At 68.7% G+C, this 18,289-nt stretch carries 14 protein-coding genes; 6 read left to right on the top strand and 8 right to left on the bottom strand.

The genetic code is table 11. The features are described 5' to 3' along the window. Nucleotides 1–50 precede the first annotated feature (50 nt). Nucleotides 51–1,475 (top strand): type I glutamate--ammonia ligase, encoded by a 1,425-nt coding sequence (glnA, locus tag AWC24_RS00155; RefSeq protein ID WP_109560259.1) that lies wholly within the window; start codon nt 51–53, stop codon nt 1,473–1,475. A 103-nt stretch (nt 1,476–1,578) separates the two neighbouring features. Continuing rightward, entirely contained in the window at nt 1,579–2,664 is a 1,086-nt protein-coding gene (locus AWC24_RS00150) for a MinD/ParA family ATP-binding protein (protein WP_174813663.1), read from the top strand. Here the strand turns inward: AWC24_RS00150 and AWC24_RS00145 are convergent. Then, complete coding sequence (locus AWC24_RS00145; protein WP_085081498.1) at nt 2,652–3,107, bottom strand: MaoC family dehydratase; 456 nt, start codon at nt 3,105–3,107, stop codon at nt 2,652–2,654. The genes AWC24_RS00150 and AWC24_RS00145 overlap by 13 nt on opposite strands. 33 nt (nt 3,108–3,140) lie before the next feature. Further along, the gene (locus AWC24_RS00140) at nt 3,141–4,352 is read right to left on the bottom strand and encodes a CoA transferase (protein ID WP_085081497.1); all 1,212 of its coding nucleotides are present in this window, start codon (nt 4,350–4,352) and stop codon (nt 3,141–3,143) included. Nucleotides 4,353–4,579: 227 nt separating this feature from the next. Between AWC24_RS00140 and ag85C the strand changes: the two genes are divergently transcribed. Next, entirely contained in the window at nt 4,580–5,572 is a 993-nt protein-coding gene (gene ag85C / locus AWC24_RS00135) for a diacylglycerol acyltransferase/mycolyltransferase Ag85C (RefSeq protein WP_085081496.1), read from the top strand. Between the two features lie 87 nt (nt 5,573–5,659). On the opposite strand, the gene AWC24_RS00130 is transcribed toward ag85C, so the two are convergent. After that, the gene (locus AWC24_RS00130) at nt 5,660–6,340 is read right to left on the bottom strand and encodes a YoaK family protein (RefSeq protein ID WP_109560258.1); all 681 of its coding nucleotides are present in this window, start codon (nt 6,338–6,340) and stop codon (nt 5,660–5,662) included. Between the two features lie 47 nt (nt 6,341–6,387). Next, nucleotides 6,388–7,440 carry a S1C family serine protease gene (locus tag AWC24_RS00125; RefSeq protein WP_085081495.1) on the bottom strand — a complete coding sequence of 351 codons (1,053 nt, stop codon included), beginning with the start codon at nt 7,438–7,440 and terminating at the stop codon, nt 6,388–6,390. Nucleotides 7,441–7,646: 206 nt separating this feature from the next. Here AWC24_RS00125 and AWC24_RS00120 point away from each other — a divergent pair, with 206 nt between their 5' ends. Genes AWC24_RS00120 through AWC24_RS00110 form a run of 3 tightly spaced genes read left to right on the top strand, consistent with a single transcriptional unit; the run spans nt 7,647 to nt 11,091 of the window. Then, entirely contained in the window at nt 7,647–9,770 is a 2,124-nt protein-coding gene (locus AWC24_RS00120; protein WP_085081494.1) for an elongation factor G-like protein EF-G2, read from the top strand. Nucleotides 9,771–9,798: 28 nt separating this feature from the next. Further along, nucleotides 9,799–10,281 carry a hypothetical protein gene (locus AWC24_RS00115; RefSeq protein WP_085081493.1) on the top strand — a complete coding sequence of 161 codons (483 nt, stop codon included), beginning with the start codon at nt 9,799–9,801 and terminating at the stop codon, nt 10,279–10,281. A 39-nt stretch (nt 10,282–10,320) separates the two neighbouring features. Further along, nucleotides 10,321–11,091: a L,D-transpeptidase gene (locus AWC24_RS00110; RefSeq protein WP_174813664.1), complete on the top strand. Its 771-nt coding sequence runs from the start codon at nt 10,321–10,323 to the stop codon at nt 11,089–11,091. A 3-nt stretch (nt 11,092–11,094) separates the two neighbouring features. On the opposite strand, the gene AWC24_RS22285 is transcribed toward AWC24_RS00110, so the two are convergent. From AWC24_RS22285 to AWC24_RS00095, 4 genes are all read right to left on the bottom strand, one after another. Then, nucleotides 11,095–11,271, bottom strand: coding sequence for a hypothetical protein (locus AWC24_RS22285; protein ID WP_163705465.1), 177 nt, complete (start codon nt 11,269–11,271; stop codon nt 11,095–11,097). Between the two features lie 297 nt (nt 11,272–11,568). Next, nucleotides 11,569–15,108: a carboxylic acid reductase gene (gene car, locus AWC24_RS00105; protein ID WP_109560256.1), complete on the bottom strand. Its 3,540-nt coding sequence runs from the start codon at nt 15,106–15,108 to the stop codon at nt 11,569–11,571. Between the two features lie 153 nt (nt 15,109–15,261). Next, the gene (locus AWC24_RS00100) at nt 15,262–17,379 is read right to left on the bottom strand and encodes an SGNH/GDSL hydrolase family protein (protein ID WP_234807197.1); all 2,118 of its coding nucleotides are present in this window, start codon (nt 17,377–17,379) and stop codon (nt 15,262–15,264) included. 104 nt (nt 17,380–17,483) lie between these two features. After that, nucleotides 17,484–18,278, bottom strand: coding sequence for a rhomboid family intramembrane serine protease (locus AWC24_RS00095; protein WP_085081492.1), 795 nt, complete (start codon nt 18,276–18,278; stop codon nt 17,484–17,486). Between the last annotated feature and the right edge of the window lie 11 nt (nt 18,279–18,289).

The raw sequence follows: 18,289 nt of genomic DNA, 5'->3' as shown, positions 1-18,289 counted from the left end.
AAATGTGGGCTGCCTATCGTCTGGCTGTTCGCGCGCAAAGGAGACTGGATATGGACGTCGATATTTTCAAACTGCTCACCGATGAGTCAGTGGAGTACGTCGACGTTCGGTTCTGTGATTTACCCGGCGTGATGCAACACTTCTCCATCCCTGCCTCGGCATTGGATGCGAGCGTTTTCGAGGACGGGCTGGCCTTCGACGGTTCCTCGATCCGGGGCTTCCAGTCCATCCACGAGTCGGACATGCTGCTGCTGCCCGACGTGGACACCGCCTGGATCGACCCGTTCCGGGCGGCCAAGACGCTGAACCTGAACTTCTTCGTCCACGACCCGTTCACCCGTGAGCCCTACTCCCGCGATCCGCGCAACGTCGCGCGCAAAGCGGAGAACTACCTGACCAGCACCGGCATCGCCGACACCGCCTATTTCGGCGCCGAAGCCGAGTTCTACATCTTCGACTCGGTGAGCTTCGACTCGCAGATGAACGGCTCGTTCTACCAGGTGGACTCGGTCGCGGGGTGGTGGAACACCGGCAAGACCACCGAATCGGACGGCAGCCCCAACCTCGGCTACAAGGTTCGGCCCAAGGGCGGATACTTCCCGGTGGCGCCCAACGACCAGTTCGTCGACCTGCGCGACGCGATGGCGACCAACCTGACCAACGCCGGTTTCGCGGTGGAGCGCGGTCACCATGAGGTAGGCACCGGCGGCCAGACCGAGATCAACTACCGGTTCAACACGCTGCTGCACGCCGCCGACGACCTGATGCTGTTCAAATACATCATCAAGAACACCGCCTGGGCGCACGGCAAGACGGTCACCTTCATGCCCAAACCACTGTTCGGCGACAACGGCTCGGGCATGCACGTGCACCAGTCGGTCTGGCAGGACGGCGAACCGCTGTTCTACGACGAAGCCGGCTACGCCGGGCTGTCCGACACCGCCCGGCATTACATCGGCGGCATCCTGCACCACTCCCCGTCGCTGCTGGCATTCACCAACCCGACCATCAACTCCTACAAGCGCCTGGTGCCGCACTACGAGGCACCGATCAACCTGGTCTACAGCCAGCGCAACCGCTCGGCCTGTGTGCGCATCCCGATCACCGGCACCAACCCCAAGGCCAAGCGGCTGGAGTTCCGCTGCCCGGACTCCTCGGGCAACCCGTATCTGGCGTTCGCGGCGATGCTGATGGCCGGCATCGACGGCGTCAAGAACAAGATCGAGCCGCCCGACCCGGTCGACAAGGACCTCTACGAGCTGCCGCCCGACGAGGCGGCCGCCATCCCGCAGGCCCCGACCCAGTTGTCCCACGTGATCGACAACCTGGAAGCCGACCACGAGTACCTCACCGAGGGCGGGGTGTTCACTCCCGACCTCATCAACACGTGGATCAGCTACAAACGGGAGCACGAGATCAACCCGATCAACCTGCGCCCGCACCCCTATGAGTTCGCGCTGTACTACGACTGTTGAGCACTGCTGACCGGGGCTGACGCGGTATCGACGCCGCCACGATTAAGCTGCAGGGGTCATCGGGCCACCCGGCCGTGCCGCTTTCGTATGCCCCGAGGAGCCTATGAACGCCCAGGACGACTTCCTGCGGGGCCGGGTGCCGCCATCGCAACAACAGTCGCAACAGCAGTCGCAGCAACAACGGCCCTGGCCGCAGCAACCCCAGCAACCGCAACCGCAGCCGCCGCCCCGGCACGCGCCCTTTCCCCCGCCGGCTCCGATGCGGCCGGTGCGGCCCCGCCCCACCCGCGGCTGGCGGAGCGTCGTGCTGTCGGCGACGTTCGGGCTGGTCAACCTGGGCCCGTCACCGGCCGAGCGTGAGGAGGCCGCCTACGAGGCGGCCATCCGATCGATGCCCAACGGCAGCTACAAGGTGGGCGTGTTGGGCAAAGGTGGTGTCGGTAAGACCACGGTGGCGGCCAGCGTGGGTTCGGTGTTCGCCGCACTGCGCCGGGCCGACCACGTGGTGGCCGTCGACGCCGATACCGCGTTCGGCCGGCTCGGCAGCCGTATCGACCCGCGTGCCACCAGCTCCTACTGGGACCTGGCGGCCGATGCGGGCATGCAGTCGTTCGCCGACATCAGCAGCCGGGTGGGCGCCAACGCGGCGGGGCTCTACGTGCTGATCGGCGAGCCGGCCGCGGGTCGGCGGCGGATCCTCGACGCCGCGTTGTACCGGGAGGCGGCGCTGCGCCTGGACCGGCACTTCACCATCTCGATCATCGACTGCGGTTCGACGATGGACTCACCGGTGACCCAGGAGGCACTGCGCGACCTCGACGCGCTGATCGTGGTGTCCTCACCCTGGGCGGACGGCGCCGGCGCGGCCGCCAAGACCATGGAGTGGCTGGCAGACCGCGGCCAGGGCGGGCTGCTGCAGCGCACCGTGGTGGTGCTCAACGACTCCGACGGCCACGCCGACAAGCGCACCCGCTCCGCGCTCACCGCGCAGTTCCTGCGGCACGGCCAAGCAGTGGTCGAGGTGCCGTTCGACGCGCACCTGCGGCCCGGCGGCGTGATCGACATCATGCAGGAGATGTCACCGCACACCCGCCGGCGCTTCCTGCAGATCGCGGCGATCATCGCGCATTACTTCTCGGCGCGTCCCGGCGGCCGGGACACCAGGACCAGACCGAATCAGAACAGGTAGCGCACCACGCTCTCGGCGACGCAGGCCGGCTTGGCATGGCCGTCGATGGACACCGTGGTCGAGTAGGTCGCCTGATGGGCGCCGCCGCCGACATCGGTGACCTCGACCAGGGTGGTCTCCGCCCGGATTCTGGAGCCGACCGGGACCGGCGCCGGGAAGCGCACCTTGTTCAGCCCGTAGTTGATCGCCAGCTTGACGCCCTCGAGGCGGCTGATCTGCGACATCAGCTGCGGCAGCATGGCCAGCGTCAGGTAGCCGTGAGCGATCGTGGTCCCGAACGGCCCGCCGGCCGCCCGCTCCGGGTCGACATGGATCCACTGATGGTCACCGGTGGCATCGGCGAACAGATCGACGGCGTCCTGGGTGATGGTCACCCATTCGCTGTGGCCGATCGCCTCGCCCTGGCAGGCGGCGAGTTCCTCGATCGATTTGAAAGTGCGCATACGCTCCCGTTTCCTCCATCTATTCCGTTGTATCTAATCCGTTGCCACCGTGCCGTTTCGGCGCAGCAGCTCGATATCGTCGAGTGTCATCCCCAGTTCGGTCAACAACTGTTCGGTATCGGCGCCCAAGGCCGGTGCCGCCACCGCAGGCGGGTGTACGCCGTCAATGGACGTCGGCAGCCCGGCCGCCAGATAGTCGCCGACCCGGGGTTGGTGCAGCGAGCGGAACATCGCGTTGTCGCGCAGCCGCTCGTCGGCAGCCACGTCGGCGAAGCTGCGGTAGCGGTCCCACAGCAGCGAGCTCCCCGCGAGGGCCGCCTCGATCTGCGCTCCGGTCCGCTCGGCGAACCAGCCGTTGAACAGCCCGGTGAGCACATCGCGGTGACGGTAACGCTGCCCTTCGTCACCGAAATCGACTTCGCGCGCCTCAGCCAGTGCGGCAACGACTTTCGTCGTTCCGGTTAACTCGGTCAGGTCGCGGAAGTGCCGGTTGGTCAGCGTGACGATCATGAACGACACGCCGTCACTGCCGGTGAAGGTCTGGCCATAGCTGCCGTAGAGCGCGTTGCCGATGCGTTCCCGCCGCGCTCCGTTGACCATCGCCTCGGTCAGAAAGCCCAGCGCGCTGGCGGTTCCCAATGCGACGTCCTCCAACGCCAGCCGGATCTGGCAGGCCTCGCCGCTGCGGTCGCGGCGATGCAGCGCGGCGACCACCGCCAGCGCGCCGTGCAGCCCGCAGGCGATGTCCCAGGCCGGCAGCACATGGTTGATCGGTGCGCCGTAGGCCGCAGGTCCGGTCACCAACGGAAAGCCAGTGGCCGCGTTGACCGTGTAGTCGACGGCGGTGGAGCCGTCGGCGCGGCCGAGCACCTCGAGATGAATCAGGTCGGCGCGTTCGGCGACCAACGTGTCGAAGGAAAGCCACTGCCGGCCTGCCATATTCGTCAACACCACACCGCTTTCCGCGATGAGGCGCTGTACCAGGCGCTGGCCTTCCGGCGCCCGCAGGTCGGCGGCCATGGAACGCTTGCCCTTGTTGAGCCCGGTCCAGTAGATCGAGGTGCCGTCCTCGGTGACCGGCCAGCGACGGTAGTCGGCCGCCCCGCCGACCGGATCTATGCGCACCACGTCGGCGCCGAGTTGGGCCAGTGTCATTCCGGCGAGCGGCACCGCGACGAAGCTGGCGATCTCGATGACGCGCACCCCGGCCAGCGGTCGCGGAGCTTCCGCGGCAGTCGGGACCATAACCGTGCTCCTTGTTGTCGATGATTACGTCGACTATATGCCTACCCCGACCGCATCCCCGGCGGCGAGCGAGTCCGCGCCGAATCTCAATCGTTGCCGAACCGCGATATGAAATCCCGTGGCGGCGAACAGGACACAACGGCACATCGTGTTTGACTTCGTGCAGGAGGACAAAGCCAGAAGCCTTCCGCAGCTTGCGGAACGACCATTGGGATGGGAAACAGGTTATGAAGAGCGTTGAGAAGTTGCGTCACGCGGCGGGCCGGGTGTCACGCCGGCTGTCGGTCGCAGCGGTGGGGGCCGCACTGCTGGGCGGACTCGTCGGGGTCGTCGGCGGTTCGGGTGACGCATCCGCGTTCTCCCGGCCGGGACTGCCGGTGGAGTACCTGCAGGTGCCGTCGGCGTCGATGGGCCGTGACATCAAGGTGCAGTTCCAGCCGGGTGGCGCCCACGCGGTGTACCTGCTGGACGGGCTGCGGGCCCAGGACGACTACAACGGCTGGGACATCAACACCCCGGCGTTCGAGGAGTACTACGGCTCGGGGCTGTCGGTGATCATGCCGGTCGGCGGGCAGTCCAGTTTCTACTCCGACTGGTACCAGCCGTCGCAGGGCAACGGGCAGGACTACACCTACAAGTGGGAGACCTTCCTGACCCGGGAAATGCCCACCTGGATGGAGGCCAACAAGAGCGTGTCGCCCAACGGCAACGCGGTGGTGGGACTGTCGATGGCGGGCGGTTCGGCGCTGATCCTGGCGGCGTACTACCCGCAGCAATTCCCCTACGCCGCTGCACTTTCAGGCTTCCTCAACCCGTCTGAGGGCTGGTGGCCGACGTTGATCGGGTTGGCGATGAACGACGCCGGCGGCTACAACGCCAACAGCATGTGGGGCCCGTCGTCCGACCCGGCCTGGCGGCGGAACGACGCGATGGTGCAGATCCCGCGGCTGGTGGCCAACCGCACCCGCATCTGGCTCTACTGCGGCAACGGCACACCGAGCGACCTGGGCGGCAACAACCTGCCCGCCAAGTTCCTGGAGAGCCTGACGCTGCGCACCAACCAGACGTTCCAGCAGAACTACCTGGCCGCCGGCGGCAACAACGGGGTGTTCAACTTCCCGGCCAACGGCACGCACGACTGGCCGTACTGGAACGAGCAGCTGGTCGCGATGAAGCCCGACATCCAGCGGGTGCTGGGAGTGGGAATCGACCCGACCTGATCGACCCGTCCCGGGTACGCGAGACCGACGTTTTGCAGGCAAACCGCGAGAGCGGCCCTGCGAAGCGTCGGTTTCGTGCGACGGCGCTCACCGCCACACGTCGCGGCGGTCGACGTAGCGGTGGGTGTACCACATGGCCAGCACGCAGACCGCCGTGGCGATGCCCAGCATCCAGGTGCCGCCGGCCGCCAGGCTGATGCAGCCACCGACGGCCGCGCCGGAGGTGTAGCCGGCGAGCAGCATGAAGTGCCCCAGCCAGTCCGCAATGCTGCCGCCGCTGACATGACGCTCGATGCCCTGGCCCAGTTTCACCACTGTCCCGGTGACATAGCTCAACGGGATCGACACCTCTCCGTCGCGGACGAAGGTGGTGTTGAGCGCGCCGACCCCGAAGGCGACCAACAGGATCGGCAGCAGCGGCAGCGGCAGCGACGGCCCGCCCGCCACGGTCCAGTCGAGCAGGGTCGCGGCCAGCAGGGCGGCGGCGGTAAGCACCAGCGCGCCGTGCGGCTGGTGGGGCCAGACCCGGCGCCGGAAGACCGACGCGGTCAGTACGCCGCCCAGAAAGGAGAACAGCAGGGCCGCCGCGGAGATCGACAGCCACTCGTTGCCGTCGAAGACTCCCAGCACCGCACGCCCGGCGTTGCCGGTCATGAAGGTGACGAAGTAGCCCTCTGAGTGGGTGTAGGCCGTGGCGGCCAGCACCCCGGCCAGGGCAGCAAGCACCCAGGACAGCTTGGTTTCGCTGTCGTAGTGCCGACGGATCACGCGAGTTGCCGGCGTATCACGCGAGCCTGGAACTGATGCGTTCTACCTCAGCCGACCGGACCCGGCACCAGGGTGATGGTGGCGCTGTGCTCGCTGCCCATCGGGGTGCGCCAGGTCAAGGTGATGATGTCGCCCGGGTGGCGCTGGTCGAGTACGTCGGTCAGATCGGTGGCCGAGTTGACGGGCCGGCCGTTGACCGAGGTGATGACGTCGTCCCTGGCGATACCGCTCTCGGCGGCCGGAGTGCCGTCGAGCACCTGGGCCACCCGTGCCCCACCGTCTCTGTCCACCACCCCGACACCCATGAACGCGGTCTCACCGATGTGGACGGTGGGCGAGGAGATGCCGGACCGAATCTGCCCGGCGATGGCCATCGCCTGGTTGATCGGGATCGCGTAGCCCTCGCCGCCGGGCTGGGCGAACTTGTAGTTGTCCGATGCCGCGGTGTTCATCCCGATCACCTGGCCGGCCGCGTTCACCATCGGGCCACCGGAATCCCCGGGGCGGATCGCGGTGTCGGCCTTGATCATGTTGGTCAGCGTCTCGGTGGTGCCGGTGAGTTCGTCGGCGGCCGAGACGGTCTGGTTCAAGCCGATGACCTTGCCGGGCACCGCGCTCGGCGTCCCGCCCTGACCGCCGGCGTTGCCCATCGCGACCACCGGGTCGCCGACGGCGACCTTGGACGAGTCGCCGATGTTGGCGGGCGGCAGACCGGAGGCGCCGCGCAGTTGCAGCACCGCCACGTCATGGCTGCGGTCGAAGCCGAGCACGTCGACCTCGTAGCTCTGGCCGTTGGCGACCGACACCACCGTGAGATTGGTGGCCCCGGCGATGACATGGTTGTTGGTCAGCACGACGCCGCTGGGATCGAGCACGATCCCGGTTCCGGCGCCGACCGCGCTCTGGTAGCCCATCTGCGCGTCGATGTTGACCACCGAGGGACCGACCTGCGCGACCATCGCCGACGGGTCCAGCGGAGGCTTCGGCAACGTCGGTGCCGCTTGGGCCGGCACAGCACCAAGGCCCAGACCGGCTGTGCTGATCACAGCCGCTGTGAGGCTGAGCAGCCACCACCTGCTAGGGCGATGCGGTCCGCTCATCGACGTTACCTCCTGCGGTCGGTCACGATTCGAGTGCCGAAAGCCGGCACGTCTACGACCGTGAATCCGTGAAACAAACATCGCAAGCTTACCGGAACCGTCGGTACGGCCCGCAAAAGGTGGCTGCCAACTGGTCAAACAACGAGGTATCGGAGGGGTTGTGCTCAGCCTTCGTTGAAGGAAGGCTGAGCTGGCAGGAGGACGCCATGGCAGACAAGACCGGGACCTCAAGGGGCGCCTCGTCAGGGCAGGCCCCCACCGCGGCCAGTCCGGCCGCCATCCGCAATGTCGTGCTGGTCGGTCCGCCCGGCTCCGGCAAGACCACGCTCGTCGAGGCGATGCTGGTCGCCTCCGGGGTGTTGCCGCGGGCCGGTTCCGTCGCCGATGGCAGCACGGTCTGCGACTACGACGACGCCGAGATCCGCCAGCAGCGTTCGGTCGGGGTCGCGTGCGCATCGCTGTCGCACGACGGGATCAAGGTCAACCTGATCGACACACCCGGCTGCGCCGATTTCCTCGGGGAACTACGGGCGGGGTTGCGGGCCGCCGACGCTGCGCTGTTCGTCGTGGCGGCCAACGAGGACATCGACGACGCCGCCGCCGCGTTGTGGCAGGAATGCCACCGGCTTGCCATGCCGCGTGCGGTGGTGGTGACCAAGCTGGATCATGCCCGGGCGGACTACCCGGGCACCGTGGCGGCCGCCCGGACGGCCTTCGGCGAGAAGGTGCTGCCGCTTTACCTGCCGGCCGGCACCGGCCTGAGCGGGCTGCTGGCAGCGGAGCGGTGCGATGCGGCCGACACCGAGCGACAGCGCGGCGAGTTGATCGAGACGATCATCGAGGAGTCCGAAGACGAGTCGCTGCTGGACCGTTACCTGGGCGGGGAGCGGATCGACCGGGCGGTGCTCGCCAAAGATCTGGAGCGGGCCTTCGAGCAGATCCTCGGGCGCGGTTCGCTCTTCCCGATCATCCCGGTCTGCAGCAACACCGGCGTCGGCGTTGCCGAACTGATCGAGGTCATCACCGCCGAATTCCCCGGTCCGCCCGAGCATCTGCTCCCGGAGGTGTTCACCCCCGAGGGTGCGGCGCGACCCGGGCTGCGCTGTGACCCGGCCGGGCCACTGCTGGCCGAGGTGGTCCGGACGACGTCTGATCCCTACGTCGGCCGGGTCAGCCTGGTGCGCGTGTTCTCCGGAACCATCAAGCCCGACAGCGGGATCCACGTCAGCGGGCACCGCACCGGGTTCTTCGGCGACGGCAACGGCCACGCCGACCACGATGAGGACGACCGGATCGGCGCGCTGGCCTTTCCCTTCGGCAGACAACAGCGGCCGGCCGCCGCGGTGATGGCCGGCGACATCGGCACGGTGGGCCGGCTCAGCCACGCCGAGACCGGGGACACGCTGTCGGACAGGACCGAACCGTTGGTCTGCAAGCCCTGGCCGATGCCCGACCCACTACTGCCGGTCGCGGTCGTCCCCCACGCCACGACGGACGAGGACAAGCTGGCGGTCGGGCTGGCGCGGCTGGCGGCCGAGGATCCGGACCTGCGGATCGAGCAGAACCCGGAGACCCATCAGACCGTGCTGTGGTGCATGGGCGAGGCGCATTCGGGCATCGTGCTCGACACGCTGGCCCACTGGGTGTCGGTGGACACCGTGGCGCTGCGGGTCGCGCTCCGGGAGACGTTCGCCGCCAAGGCCAATGGGCACGGCCGCCATGTCAAGCAGTCCGGCGGGCACGGTCAGTACGCGGTCTGCGACATCGAAGTCGAGCCGACGGCGCGAGGGTCCGGTTTCGAGTTCGTCGACCGGGTGGTGGGCGGGGCGGTGCCCCGCCAGTTCATCCCCAGCGTGGAGAAGGGCGTCCGCGCGCAGCTGGAGCGCGGGCTCACCGGTGCGGCCGCAGGCGGCTACCCGGTGGTCGACATCCGGGTGACCCTGCTCGACGGCAAGGCGCACAGCGTCGACTCGTCCGACTTCGCGTTCCAGATGGCGGGCGCGGCCGCACTGCGCGACGCCGCGGCCGCCGGCCGGGTGCGGCTGCTCGAGCCGATCGACGCCGTCACGGTACTGGTTCCCGATCAACTAGTCGGTGCGGTGATGGGTGATCTGTCGTCTCGCCGCGCCCGGGTCGTCGGCACCGATAAAGTCGGTGCCGACCGCACGCTGGTGAAAGCCGAGGTACCGCAGACCGAGCTGATCCGGTATGCGATCGAACTGCGTTCGCTGACCCACGGCGCCGGTTCGTTCACCCGCGGTTTCGCCCGATATGAGCCGTTGCCGGAGTCCTCGGCGTCTGTCGCCGTGGCCGCCGGCAGCAACGCCTAACCCCCGCCGACCACCGAAAGGACTCTCAATGACGACCATCGCCGGGCTGCCCGCGCACATCCTGCTGCTGCATCTCGTGGTGGTGCTGGTGCCACTGACCGCGGTCCTGCTCATCCTGTGCGCGGTGTGGCCGGCGGCACGCCGACGGCTGGTCTGGCTGGTGGCGGCGCTGGCGGCCCTCATCTTGCTGGTCACCCCGGCGACGGTGACCGCCGGCGAGTGGCTGGCGGACACCGGCAAGATCGGCGGGTCGCCCGACCTCGACCGCCACATGACCGCCGGCGGGTACGGCCTCTACATGGCGCTCGGGCTGGCCGTCGCGGCGGCACTGCTGGCCGGCCTGCACGTGGCACTGTCGCGCGGCGGCACCGTGACGCCGGTGGTGCGGTTGACGATCGCCACGATGGTGATCGCCCTGGCCGGCGGGTCGATGTTCGCGATCCACACCATCGGCGAATCGGGGAGCAAGGCGGCCTGGGGCAGCTTGCTGGCGCCGGCGGAAGACGGCTAAATCTGCACTGCACCCGTTGCGCTTGGCACAATGGACGCCATGGACAGGGTGAGGCGGGGAATTCTGGCGATGGCGGGGTCGGTGGCCCTGGTGATGGGGCCGTCCATCGGCATCGGCCAGGCGGCGCAGCCGGCGCCGGCGCCGGGGATCGCCGTCGCGGCGATCGAGCCGGCGGCCGGTTCGGTGGTGGGGGTGGCCTACCCGGTGATCGTGACGTTCACCGGGCCGGTGATCGACCGGGAGGGCGCCGAGCGCGGCATCCACATCGCGGTGACCGGAAAGACGGCATCGGGCATGCCTTCCGGGCATTTTGAATGGGTCAGCGATGATGTCGTGCACTGGGTTCCCGACGGGTACTGGTCACCGCACAGCACGATCGAGGTCGACGCCCACGGCATGTCGACCGGCTTCGAGACCGGCGACGCGGTGCTGGGGGTCGCCGACATCTCCGATCACACCTTCACCGTCAGCGTCAACGGAGACACGCTGCGGGTGATGGCGGCCTCGATGGGTAAACCCAAGCGACCCACTCCGATCGGCTCGTTCACCGCGCTGTCGAAGGAGCGCACCGTCAAGTTCGATTCACGCACCATCGGCATCCCGCTCAACGACCCCGAGGGCTACCTGATCAACGGCGAGTACGGCGTGCGGGTCACCTGGTCCGGCGTCTACGTCCACTCCGCACCGTGGTCGGTGGGTTCACAGGGCTACTCCAACGTCAGCCACGGCTGCATCAACCTGAGCCCCGACGACGCCGCGTGGTACTTCAACACGGTGCAGCTGGGCGATCCGATCGTGGTGCAGGCCTAACGTTCAGCAGGCGCCCAGCACCGCGGTCGGCATGTGCGCCACGTACCGATCGGCGCGCTGCTGCGGGCCCATCTCCGACGGAGCGCCCAGGTGGCGCAGCCGACCGATCATGCGGCGGCCCGCCCGGCGCACTGCCGAGCTGTCGTTCTTCGAGGTGCACTGTGTGATAACAAAAGTCATGATTCTTCTCCTGCCGTGATTGCCGCCGGATCGCGTCGGCGGAACTCGCGGATCAGGCCGCGGCGGAGACGCCGGGGCCGGTGAGGGACAGATCGGTATTCGAACTCGGATACGGTCCGTCGCTGGGACTCATTTCGTCCCTCACCTCCTTCCGGCCAAGACACGCGGGGATGTCGTTGCGCTCCATGTTCCCATCGAAACCGCTGGTCGTCAAACGACCCGGCGACCATCGAGCGGCGCGCACAAGCGCGGTGGCGGACCATATTTGGCCCGCCACCGCGTTAGCGTCGACCTGGATCAGAGCAGCCCGAGCAGCTCCAGGTCGGTGATGTACTTGACGATCACCGCCGGTGTCACATGCGGGATGTCCTGGGTTGCACCGATTTTCGCCTCCTGCACCGCGGCCCGGAACTTGTCGGTGGGCGCGATGGACCCGCAGATGGCCGGCTGCGGCTTCTGGTAGTTGTGCAACAACGGCAACAGCGACGCCTGACGTTGCCGTTCCGGCAGCGCACGCAGCGTGGTCTCGAACCGCTGCAGCCAGTCGCCGTAGTCGTCGATCCGTTCGATCGGGTGGCCGGCCTCGATCAGCCAATCGACGAACTCGTCCATGCCGAGGCCGTCGTCGTAGGGGTTCATCACGTGATAGGTGGCGAACCCGGCGTCGGCTATGCCGACCGAACCGGCCCCCAGCGTGGTGGACGCCTCGGCGATGAACTCCACCGGCAGCCCGTCGTAGTGAGCACGCTGCCGGTTGCCGTCGGCGTCCAACTCGTAGAACGAGGCGGGCGCCACGCCGGCGGCGACCAGGCTGAACATCATCCGGGTGAACATGTCCGGCAGGTTGAGCTGACCGGCGTAGCTGGTGTCGGCCAGGATCATGTCGCAGCGGAACACCGCGACCGGCAGCCCGCACAGCTCGTGGGCTTCGCGCAGCAGCACCTCGCCGGCCCATTTGCTGTTGCCGTAGCCGTTGGCGTAGCCGTCGTTGATCGCCCGCAGCGGGCTCATCTCCCGCACGTCGGCGTCCTCGGTGAAGCGATCCAGCGGGATCTGGTCGCCGACGCCGATGGTCGAGAAATAGCTGAACGGTTTGATCTTTCCGGTGAGGGCGACCCTGATCAACTCGGCGGTACCGACCGCGTTCGGGCCGAACAGCTCGCTGTAGGGCAGCACGTGGTTGACCAGCGCGGCCGGGTCGACTATCACATCGACGGTGTCGGCCAGGCGCTGCCACACCTGTTGGTCCAGGCCGAGATTCGCCTCGCCCTTGTCCCCGGCGATGACCTCGAGGTGTTCCGCGGCCAACTCGGTGTAGCGGGCCAACAGTTTCGGGTCCCCGCTGTCGAAGGTGGCGTCCAGCCGGGCCCGGGCATCGGCGTCAGAACGCGCCCGCACCAGACAGATCAGCTTGCCGCCCACCGGGGCCAGCCGCTCCAGCCAGGCAAGCGCCAGGTAGCGGCCCAGGAAGCCGGTGGCGCCGGTCAGCAACACGGTGTGCACCGGCCCGGAGTGGGCGGGCAACGTTGGCGCCGCCGCCAGGGTTTCCTCGTCGAGGAACTTGTCCAGGGTCAGGTCGGCGGCGGCCACCTCGACGGCGTCACGGCCGTGCACGGAGTCGAACGTCGGACGCCCCGAGCCGGATTGGCCGCTCCGCAGCTGTGTCTCGATATAGGCGGCGATGGCCGCGAGATCGGTTGCCGGGCTGACGATCACGCCGACCGGAACGTCGACGTCGAAGATATCGCGCAGCAGGTTGCCGAAGGTCAGCGCCGACAGTGAATCCCCACCCAGGTCGGTGAAGTGCGCGTCGGGGGCCAGGTCGGCGGCCGATGCGCCCAGCAGGGCGGCGGCGGCGCGGCCGACGGTCTCCAGCGCGGGGCGCTGCGCGCCGTGCTGCAGCAGCTCGCTCAGCTCATTGGCCTGGCCCTCGGCCAGTTCGGCGTAGCGCTGTTCGAGACGACCGCCGTAGTGCGCCTTGAGCTTCGGCCAGGCCAGCTTGCGAATCCCGGTGAGCAGCCCGTTCTCGAGACTGAATGGTTCGGTCTCGACGATGAAGTCGCGCGGCACCTCGTAGGACTGCAGGCCGGCATCTTTGGCCACCCACTGCAGCGACTCGGCGATCGCCGACTTCAGGCCCGTGGCGTCGGATTCGAAGCGCTGCTGCGCTTCCGGGGTCGGCACCACGACGGCCAGCAGGTAGGGCTGCGCACTGTTGCCGTAGACGTAGATCTGGCGCACCAGCGGGCTGTTGCCGAACGCCGCCTCCAACTTCGCCAGTGTGACGAACTCACCCTGGGCGAGCTTGAGGACGTTGTTGCGCCGGTCGACGTAGACCAGCTGGTCGGGGCCGATCTCTGCGACGACGTCGCCGGTGCGGTAGTAGCCGTCCGCGTCGAACACCTCGGCGGTGATCTCCGGGCGCTTGTAGTAGCCGGGGAACAGGTTCTCGGTTTTGAGCAGCAGTTCACCGCGCGGGTGGGGCTTGTCGGTGCCGAAGTAGCCCAGGTCGGGCACATCGACCAGCTTGTAGTCGAGCACCGGCGGCCGCTGCACGGCGCCGTCGAAGAGCACCATGCCCGCCTCGGTCGATCCGTAGCCGTTCAGCACGTGCATCCCGGTGAGTTCGGAGACCCAGGAACGTAATTCGTCGGAGATCGGGGCCGAGCCGGTCATCGCGAAGATGCAGCGCCCGCCGAGCAGGTCGCGCCGCATCTCGGCGAGCACCTGGGCTTCGGCGGTGGCGCGGTCGGCGCCGGTGATCCCGTTGACTTCACTTTGGAAGTGCTGGTAGAGCATCTCCCAGATCCGGGGGACGAAGTTGAGTTCGGTGGGCCGGACCAGCGCCAGGTCCTCGAGGAAGGTGGACAGGTCGCTGCGGGCGCTGAAGTAGGCGGTGCCGCCGTTGCCGAGGGTGCCGTAGAGGATGCCGCGGCCCATGATGTGGCTCATCGGCATGAAGTTCAGCGTGATCGAGGCGGCGGTCGGGCCGAACCAGTGCTTGGCCGAGCGCACCCACATCCGCGCGACGTTGCGCTGTGGGTACATCGCACCCTTGGGGGCACCGGTGCTGCCGGAGGTGTAGACCAGCAGGGCCAGCGGGTCGGTGTCCTCGCCGGCGTCGTGGACCGGCAGCTCCGCCGGGGATAGCGTCCGGCCGCACGTCAGCAGCTCGGCCAGCGGCTCGACGACGACCTCGGCGCCGGCCAGCTGCGCGCGCGCGTCGGCCAGCGCTTCACGGTGGTCGTCGACCTGCTCGTGGTAATCGAAGACGACCAGGCGGGTGGGGGCCGGACCCGTCCGGACCAGCTCGACCGCATCGGCCAGCGAGTCGATGCTGGCGGCGATCACGCGGGGCTCGGTCTCGGTCACGATCGGGGTCAGGGTGCTCACCGCCGCAGAGGTCTGCAGCGGCACGGAGACCGCGTCGATCTGGCCCAGGGCGATGTCGATGACGGTGTAGTCGACGCTGGTGAAGCCCAGCACCGCCACCCGGTCACCGGGACGGACGGCGGCGGCGACCAGGGCGGCACTCAGGGCGCGGACCCGTTCGGCCAGCTCGCCGTAGCTGATGGTGTCGTAGCGGGGCTGCAACTGTGCGACGGTGCGTCCGGCGTCGGTGACGAAGGCGACGGCACGCTGGCCCAGTGCGGGCCGGTCGGCGTAGCCGGCCAGCGCGGTCCGCACGATCTGCGGCAGCACCAGGCCGGGCTGGGCGATGGCGTCGGCGACGGCCTGGTCGGGTTGGGCGGCGGCGAATTGCGGGTCGGCGGCTGTCAGTTCGGCGACCTGGCGGGCCTGCCGATCCTCGGCAACGGGCAGATCAGTAAGCATCATGTGGAACCTCTAATGGGATATCTGGCGAAGTGTTTTTGAAAGGCGCGACGCTGCGCTGATAGATACAATGTTAGCAAAACTAATTTAATTCCGGATGGGGCTGCCGCTGTGACATCACCCTCAACGCCGGGTTGCGAGTGGCCCGGCACACGATCAGCTGAGCGACTCCTCCAGCCACGGCAGCAGCCACTTCACCCCTTCGGGGGTCAGGTGAATCCCGTCGCTACGCACTTTGATGCCGTCCACCTTGGCGGTGTAGGCGCCGCCCGGCCCCAGTTTCTTGTTCAGGTCCACCACCGTCACGGCGTCGCGCCCGGCGACCACCCGCCGCAGCAGGGCGTTCCAGCGGTCGACTCGCTTCGGGTCGTCCTCCGGCCACAAGCTGCCGTCGGACCGCTCGCCGTAGCGGCTGTAGGGCACCGTCGTCACCACCACGCGGCTGCCGGCGGACTCCAGCACGTCGAGCGCGCGGCGCCATTCGGCGGTCAGGTAGGCGTCGAACGTCGGGTCACCGATGTGGGTCCACTGGCCCTCGTTGACGCGGTCCACCGTCTCCCAGCGGCCCGCGATCAACAACACCACGTCGGGGCGGTCGGCCTTGACCTGCCGCGTCCACCGGGCCGGCCACCCGTCACAGTCCGGACCCTGGTCGATGGTCTTTCCGGCCCAGCGGTAGGGCCCGGCGCGCACGATGCTGCAGCCGACGACGGTGTGGTCGATGAAGTCATAGCCCGGCGTGGCCGGCAGGTAGTGCATCAGCGTCCAACCGATCGAGTCGCCGAACACCGAGACGGTGCGCGGCCGGTTGGGGTCATGGCGCACGGGCTGCGGCCGGGGCTTCCGGGATTCCCCAAGCGGGCTCGGCGGCGACGGCGACACGGCGGCAGCCGCCGCCACATCGGGGGTCAGCCCGGTCTGCGCGGCAGGCCGCTCGACGACCGGGACCACGAACACGGTGACCGCCACCGCGGTGGCGCTGACCGCCGCCCCGAGCGGCAGCATCGACACCTGCGCCGGCCGCCAGTGGCGGATCGGCTCCTCGATGACCCACCACGACACCGCGGCCAGCAGCAGCGTGGCGGCGCACCGCACGGCGAACAGCGCCCACCCCGACCAGCCGGTGCGCTCGCCGTTGAGCACCAGAAAGACCGGCCAGTGCCATAGGTACAGGCCGTAGGAGATGGTCCCGAGCCACACCAGCGGAGTCCAGGCCAGCGCTCGGCCCACCAGCCCGCCCTGATGCAGCGCGACGGGCGCGATCACCGCGATCGCCGCCACGGCCACCAGGGTCAGCAGGCCGCCCTGGAACTCCGCGGCACTGCCGGTGGCGCGGTGCGCCGCAGTCGCCAGCACGGCCAGCCCGGCCAACGGGAGCAGCCGGGCGACCCAGCGTCCCCGGCGGGTTCGCACCACCGACCAGCCGGCGGTCAGCGCCGGCCAGTCCCCCACCAGCAGGGCCGCCGCGGCGGCGCCGATCAGCAGTGCTTGCGCCCGGGTGTCGGTACCGAAGTAGACCCGGTCGCGCGTGGCATCCGAGGCCAGCATCTCGGCCGCGGCCGCCGACGCCGCCGCACCGGCGCTGGCCAGCAGGAACACGGTCAGCCGCACCCCACCGACGCTGGGCAGCCGGCCGCGGCGCCGGGCGCGCAGACCCAGCAGCAGGGTGACCGCGATCAGCAGCAGCGGCCAGACGAAGTAGTACTGCTCCTCGACGCCCAGCGACCAGGTGTGCTGCAGCGGCGACGGGGTGCCGGCCTCGGTGAAGTAGTCGGTCTGCTGGGCGACGAATCGCCAGTTGGCCACCCAGAAGAACGCGGCGATCGCGTCCTCCCGCAGGCCCACGACCGCGTCGGACGGCAACAGCTCGTGGGCGATCGCGACGGTCAGCACCATCAGCACCAGGGCGGGCAGCAGTCGGCGGCCGCGGCGGATCCAGAAGCCGGTGAGGTCGATGCGCCCGGTCCGGTGTAGCTCGTCGATCAGCAGCGAGGTGATCAGGAATCCGCTCAGCACGAAGAACAGGTCGACGCCGATGAACCCGCCCGACACCCCGGGGATGCCGCCGTGGTCGGCCAGGACCAACGCGACGGCTATCGCGCGCAGGCCGTCGAGGGCGTGAATCCCCGGCCGCCGCCGCTCCCGCCGATCCCGGTCCGCGGCGCGTGCGGTGGTCAGCCGGGCGGCACGCGGGGCCGGCGCGACCCAACGGGTTCGGCCCGAGGTGCGCACGGAGGTGGCCCGGCGAGTCCGGCTCCCGACCGGTCGACTCATCTCCTGTTGGTCGCTGGTGGCGACGATTGGTCGATCCTCTCGCTGGTGGACCACCGAAAGCTTAGGGGGCGAGCGGGCGTCGTACCGGGAGGACACGCTCGGTGTCAGGAGACCAATTGGGCAGTGCGCCACCAGATCAGCGCAACGAAAAGCGCAAGCAGTGCGACACTGACCGCGACTTGGATCTGAGTGCGGCGTGGCGCCGCGGGATAGACGTAGGCGCCCGCGACCAGCACCCCGGTGACCAGGCCGCCGACATGGCCCTGCCAGCTGATCTGCGGGATGGTGAACGTGAAGACCAGGTTGATCACGATGATCGCCGCCACCCAGCCGATGTCCATCTGCAGTCGCCGGCCGACGATCAGCGTCGCCCCGAACAAGCCGAAGATGGCCCCGGAAGCCCCGGCGGTGGCGGTGTTCAGCGGCGCCAGCAGATAGACCGTGACCGAACCACCCAGCGCGCTGAGCAGATACAGCGCGCTGAATCGGGCCCGGCCGAGCAGGCCTTCCAGCGGCGGGCCCACCACATACAGCGCCCACATGTTCAGCAACAGGTGCATCGCCCCGTAGTGCAGGAACGCCGAGGTCAACAGCCGGTAGAGCTGCCCGTCGGCCACCGCCGGCGACCAGAGCACCAACTCGGAGTCGAGCTGGCCGGATGACATCTGCCCGATGAATGCCAGCACGTTCAGCGCGATCAGCCCGAAGCTGATCACCGGTGTCGCCGAGGCGGCCCGCACCAGCGGGCGAGACCGGCGCGGCGCGCCGCCCTGCTGGGCGCAGTCGACGCAGTGCTGCCCGACGGCGGCGCCACGCATGCACTCACCACAGATGTAGCGCTCACAGCGGGTGCAGCGCAGTGCGGTGGCCCGGTCGGGGTGCCGGTAGCAGACGGTCATGGATACACCTT

The sequence above is a fragment of the Mycolicibacter senuensis genome (assembly GCF_002101885.1).
Taxonomy (GTDB): domain Bacteria; phylum Actinomycetota; class Actinomycetes; order Mycobacteriales; family Mycobacteriaceae; genus Mycobacterium; species Mycobacterium senuense.
The sequence above is the reverse complement of the archived record's forward strand: the minus strand, read 5'-3'. Positions and strand labels throughout refer to the sequence as shown.

Bases quoted from the DNA above. Each gene is read 5' to 3' on its own strand.
- AWC24_RS00145 (WP_085081498.1), bottom strand. From the start codon at position 3,107: ATGCGCACTTTCAAATCGATCGAGGAACTCGCCGCCTGCCAGGGCGAG.
- AWC24_RS00110 (WP_174813664.1), top strand. From the start codon at position 10,321: ATGGACAGGGTGAGGCGGGGAATTCTGGCGATGGCGGGGTCGGTGGCC.
- AWC24_RS00150 (WP_174813663.1), top strand. From the start codon at position 1,579: ATGAACGCCCAGGACGACTTCCTGCGGGGCCGGGTGCCGCCATCGCAA.
- AWC24_RS22285 (WP_163705465.1), bottom strand. From the start codon at position 11,271: ATGACTTTTGTTATCACACAGTGCACCTCGAAGAACGACAGCTCGGCA.
- AWC24_RS00140 (WP_085081497.1), bottom strand. From the start codon at position 4,352: ATGGTCCCGACTGCCGCGGAAGCTCCGCGACCGCTGGCCGGGGTGCGC.
- AWC24_RS00115 (WP_085081493.1), top strand. From the start codon at position 9,799: ATGACGACCATCGCCGGGCTGCCCGCGCACATCCTGCTGCTGCATCTC.
- AWC24_RS00095 (WP_085081492.1), bottom strand. From the start codon at position 18,278: ATGACCGTCTGCTACCGGCACCCCGACCGGGCCACCGCACTGCGCTGC.
- AWC24_RS00100 (WP_234807197.1), bottom strand. From the start codon at position 17,379: ATGAGTCGACCGGTCGGGAGCCGGACTCGCCGGGCCACCTCCGTGCGC.
- AWC24_RS00125 (WP_085081495.1), bottom strand. From the start codon at position 7,440: ATGAGCGGACCGCATCGCCCTAGCAGGTGGTGGCTGCTCAGCCTCACA.
- ag85C (WP_085081496.1), top strand. From the start codon at position 4,580: ATGAAGAGCGTTGAGAAGTTGCGTCACGCGGCGGGCCGGGTGTCACGC.
- AWC24_RS00120 (WP_085081494.1), top strand. From the start codon at position 7,647: ATGGCAGACAAGACCGGGACCTCAAGGGGCGCCTCGTCAGGGCAGGCC.
- car (WP_109560256.1), bottom strand. From the start codon at position 15,108: ATGATGCTTACTGATCTGCCCGTTGCCGAGGATCGGCAGGCCCGCCAG.
- glnA (WP_109560259.1), top strand. From the start codon at position 51: ATGGACGTCGATATTTTCAAACTGCTCACCGATGAGTCAGTGGAGTAC.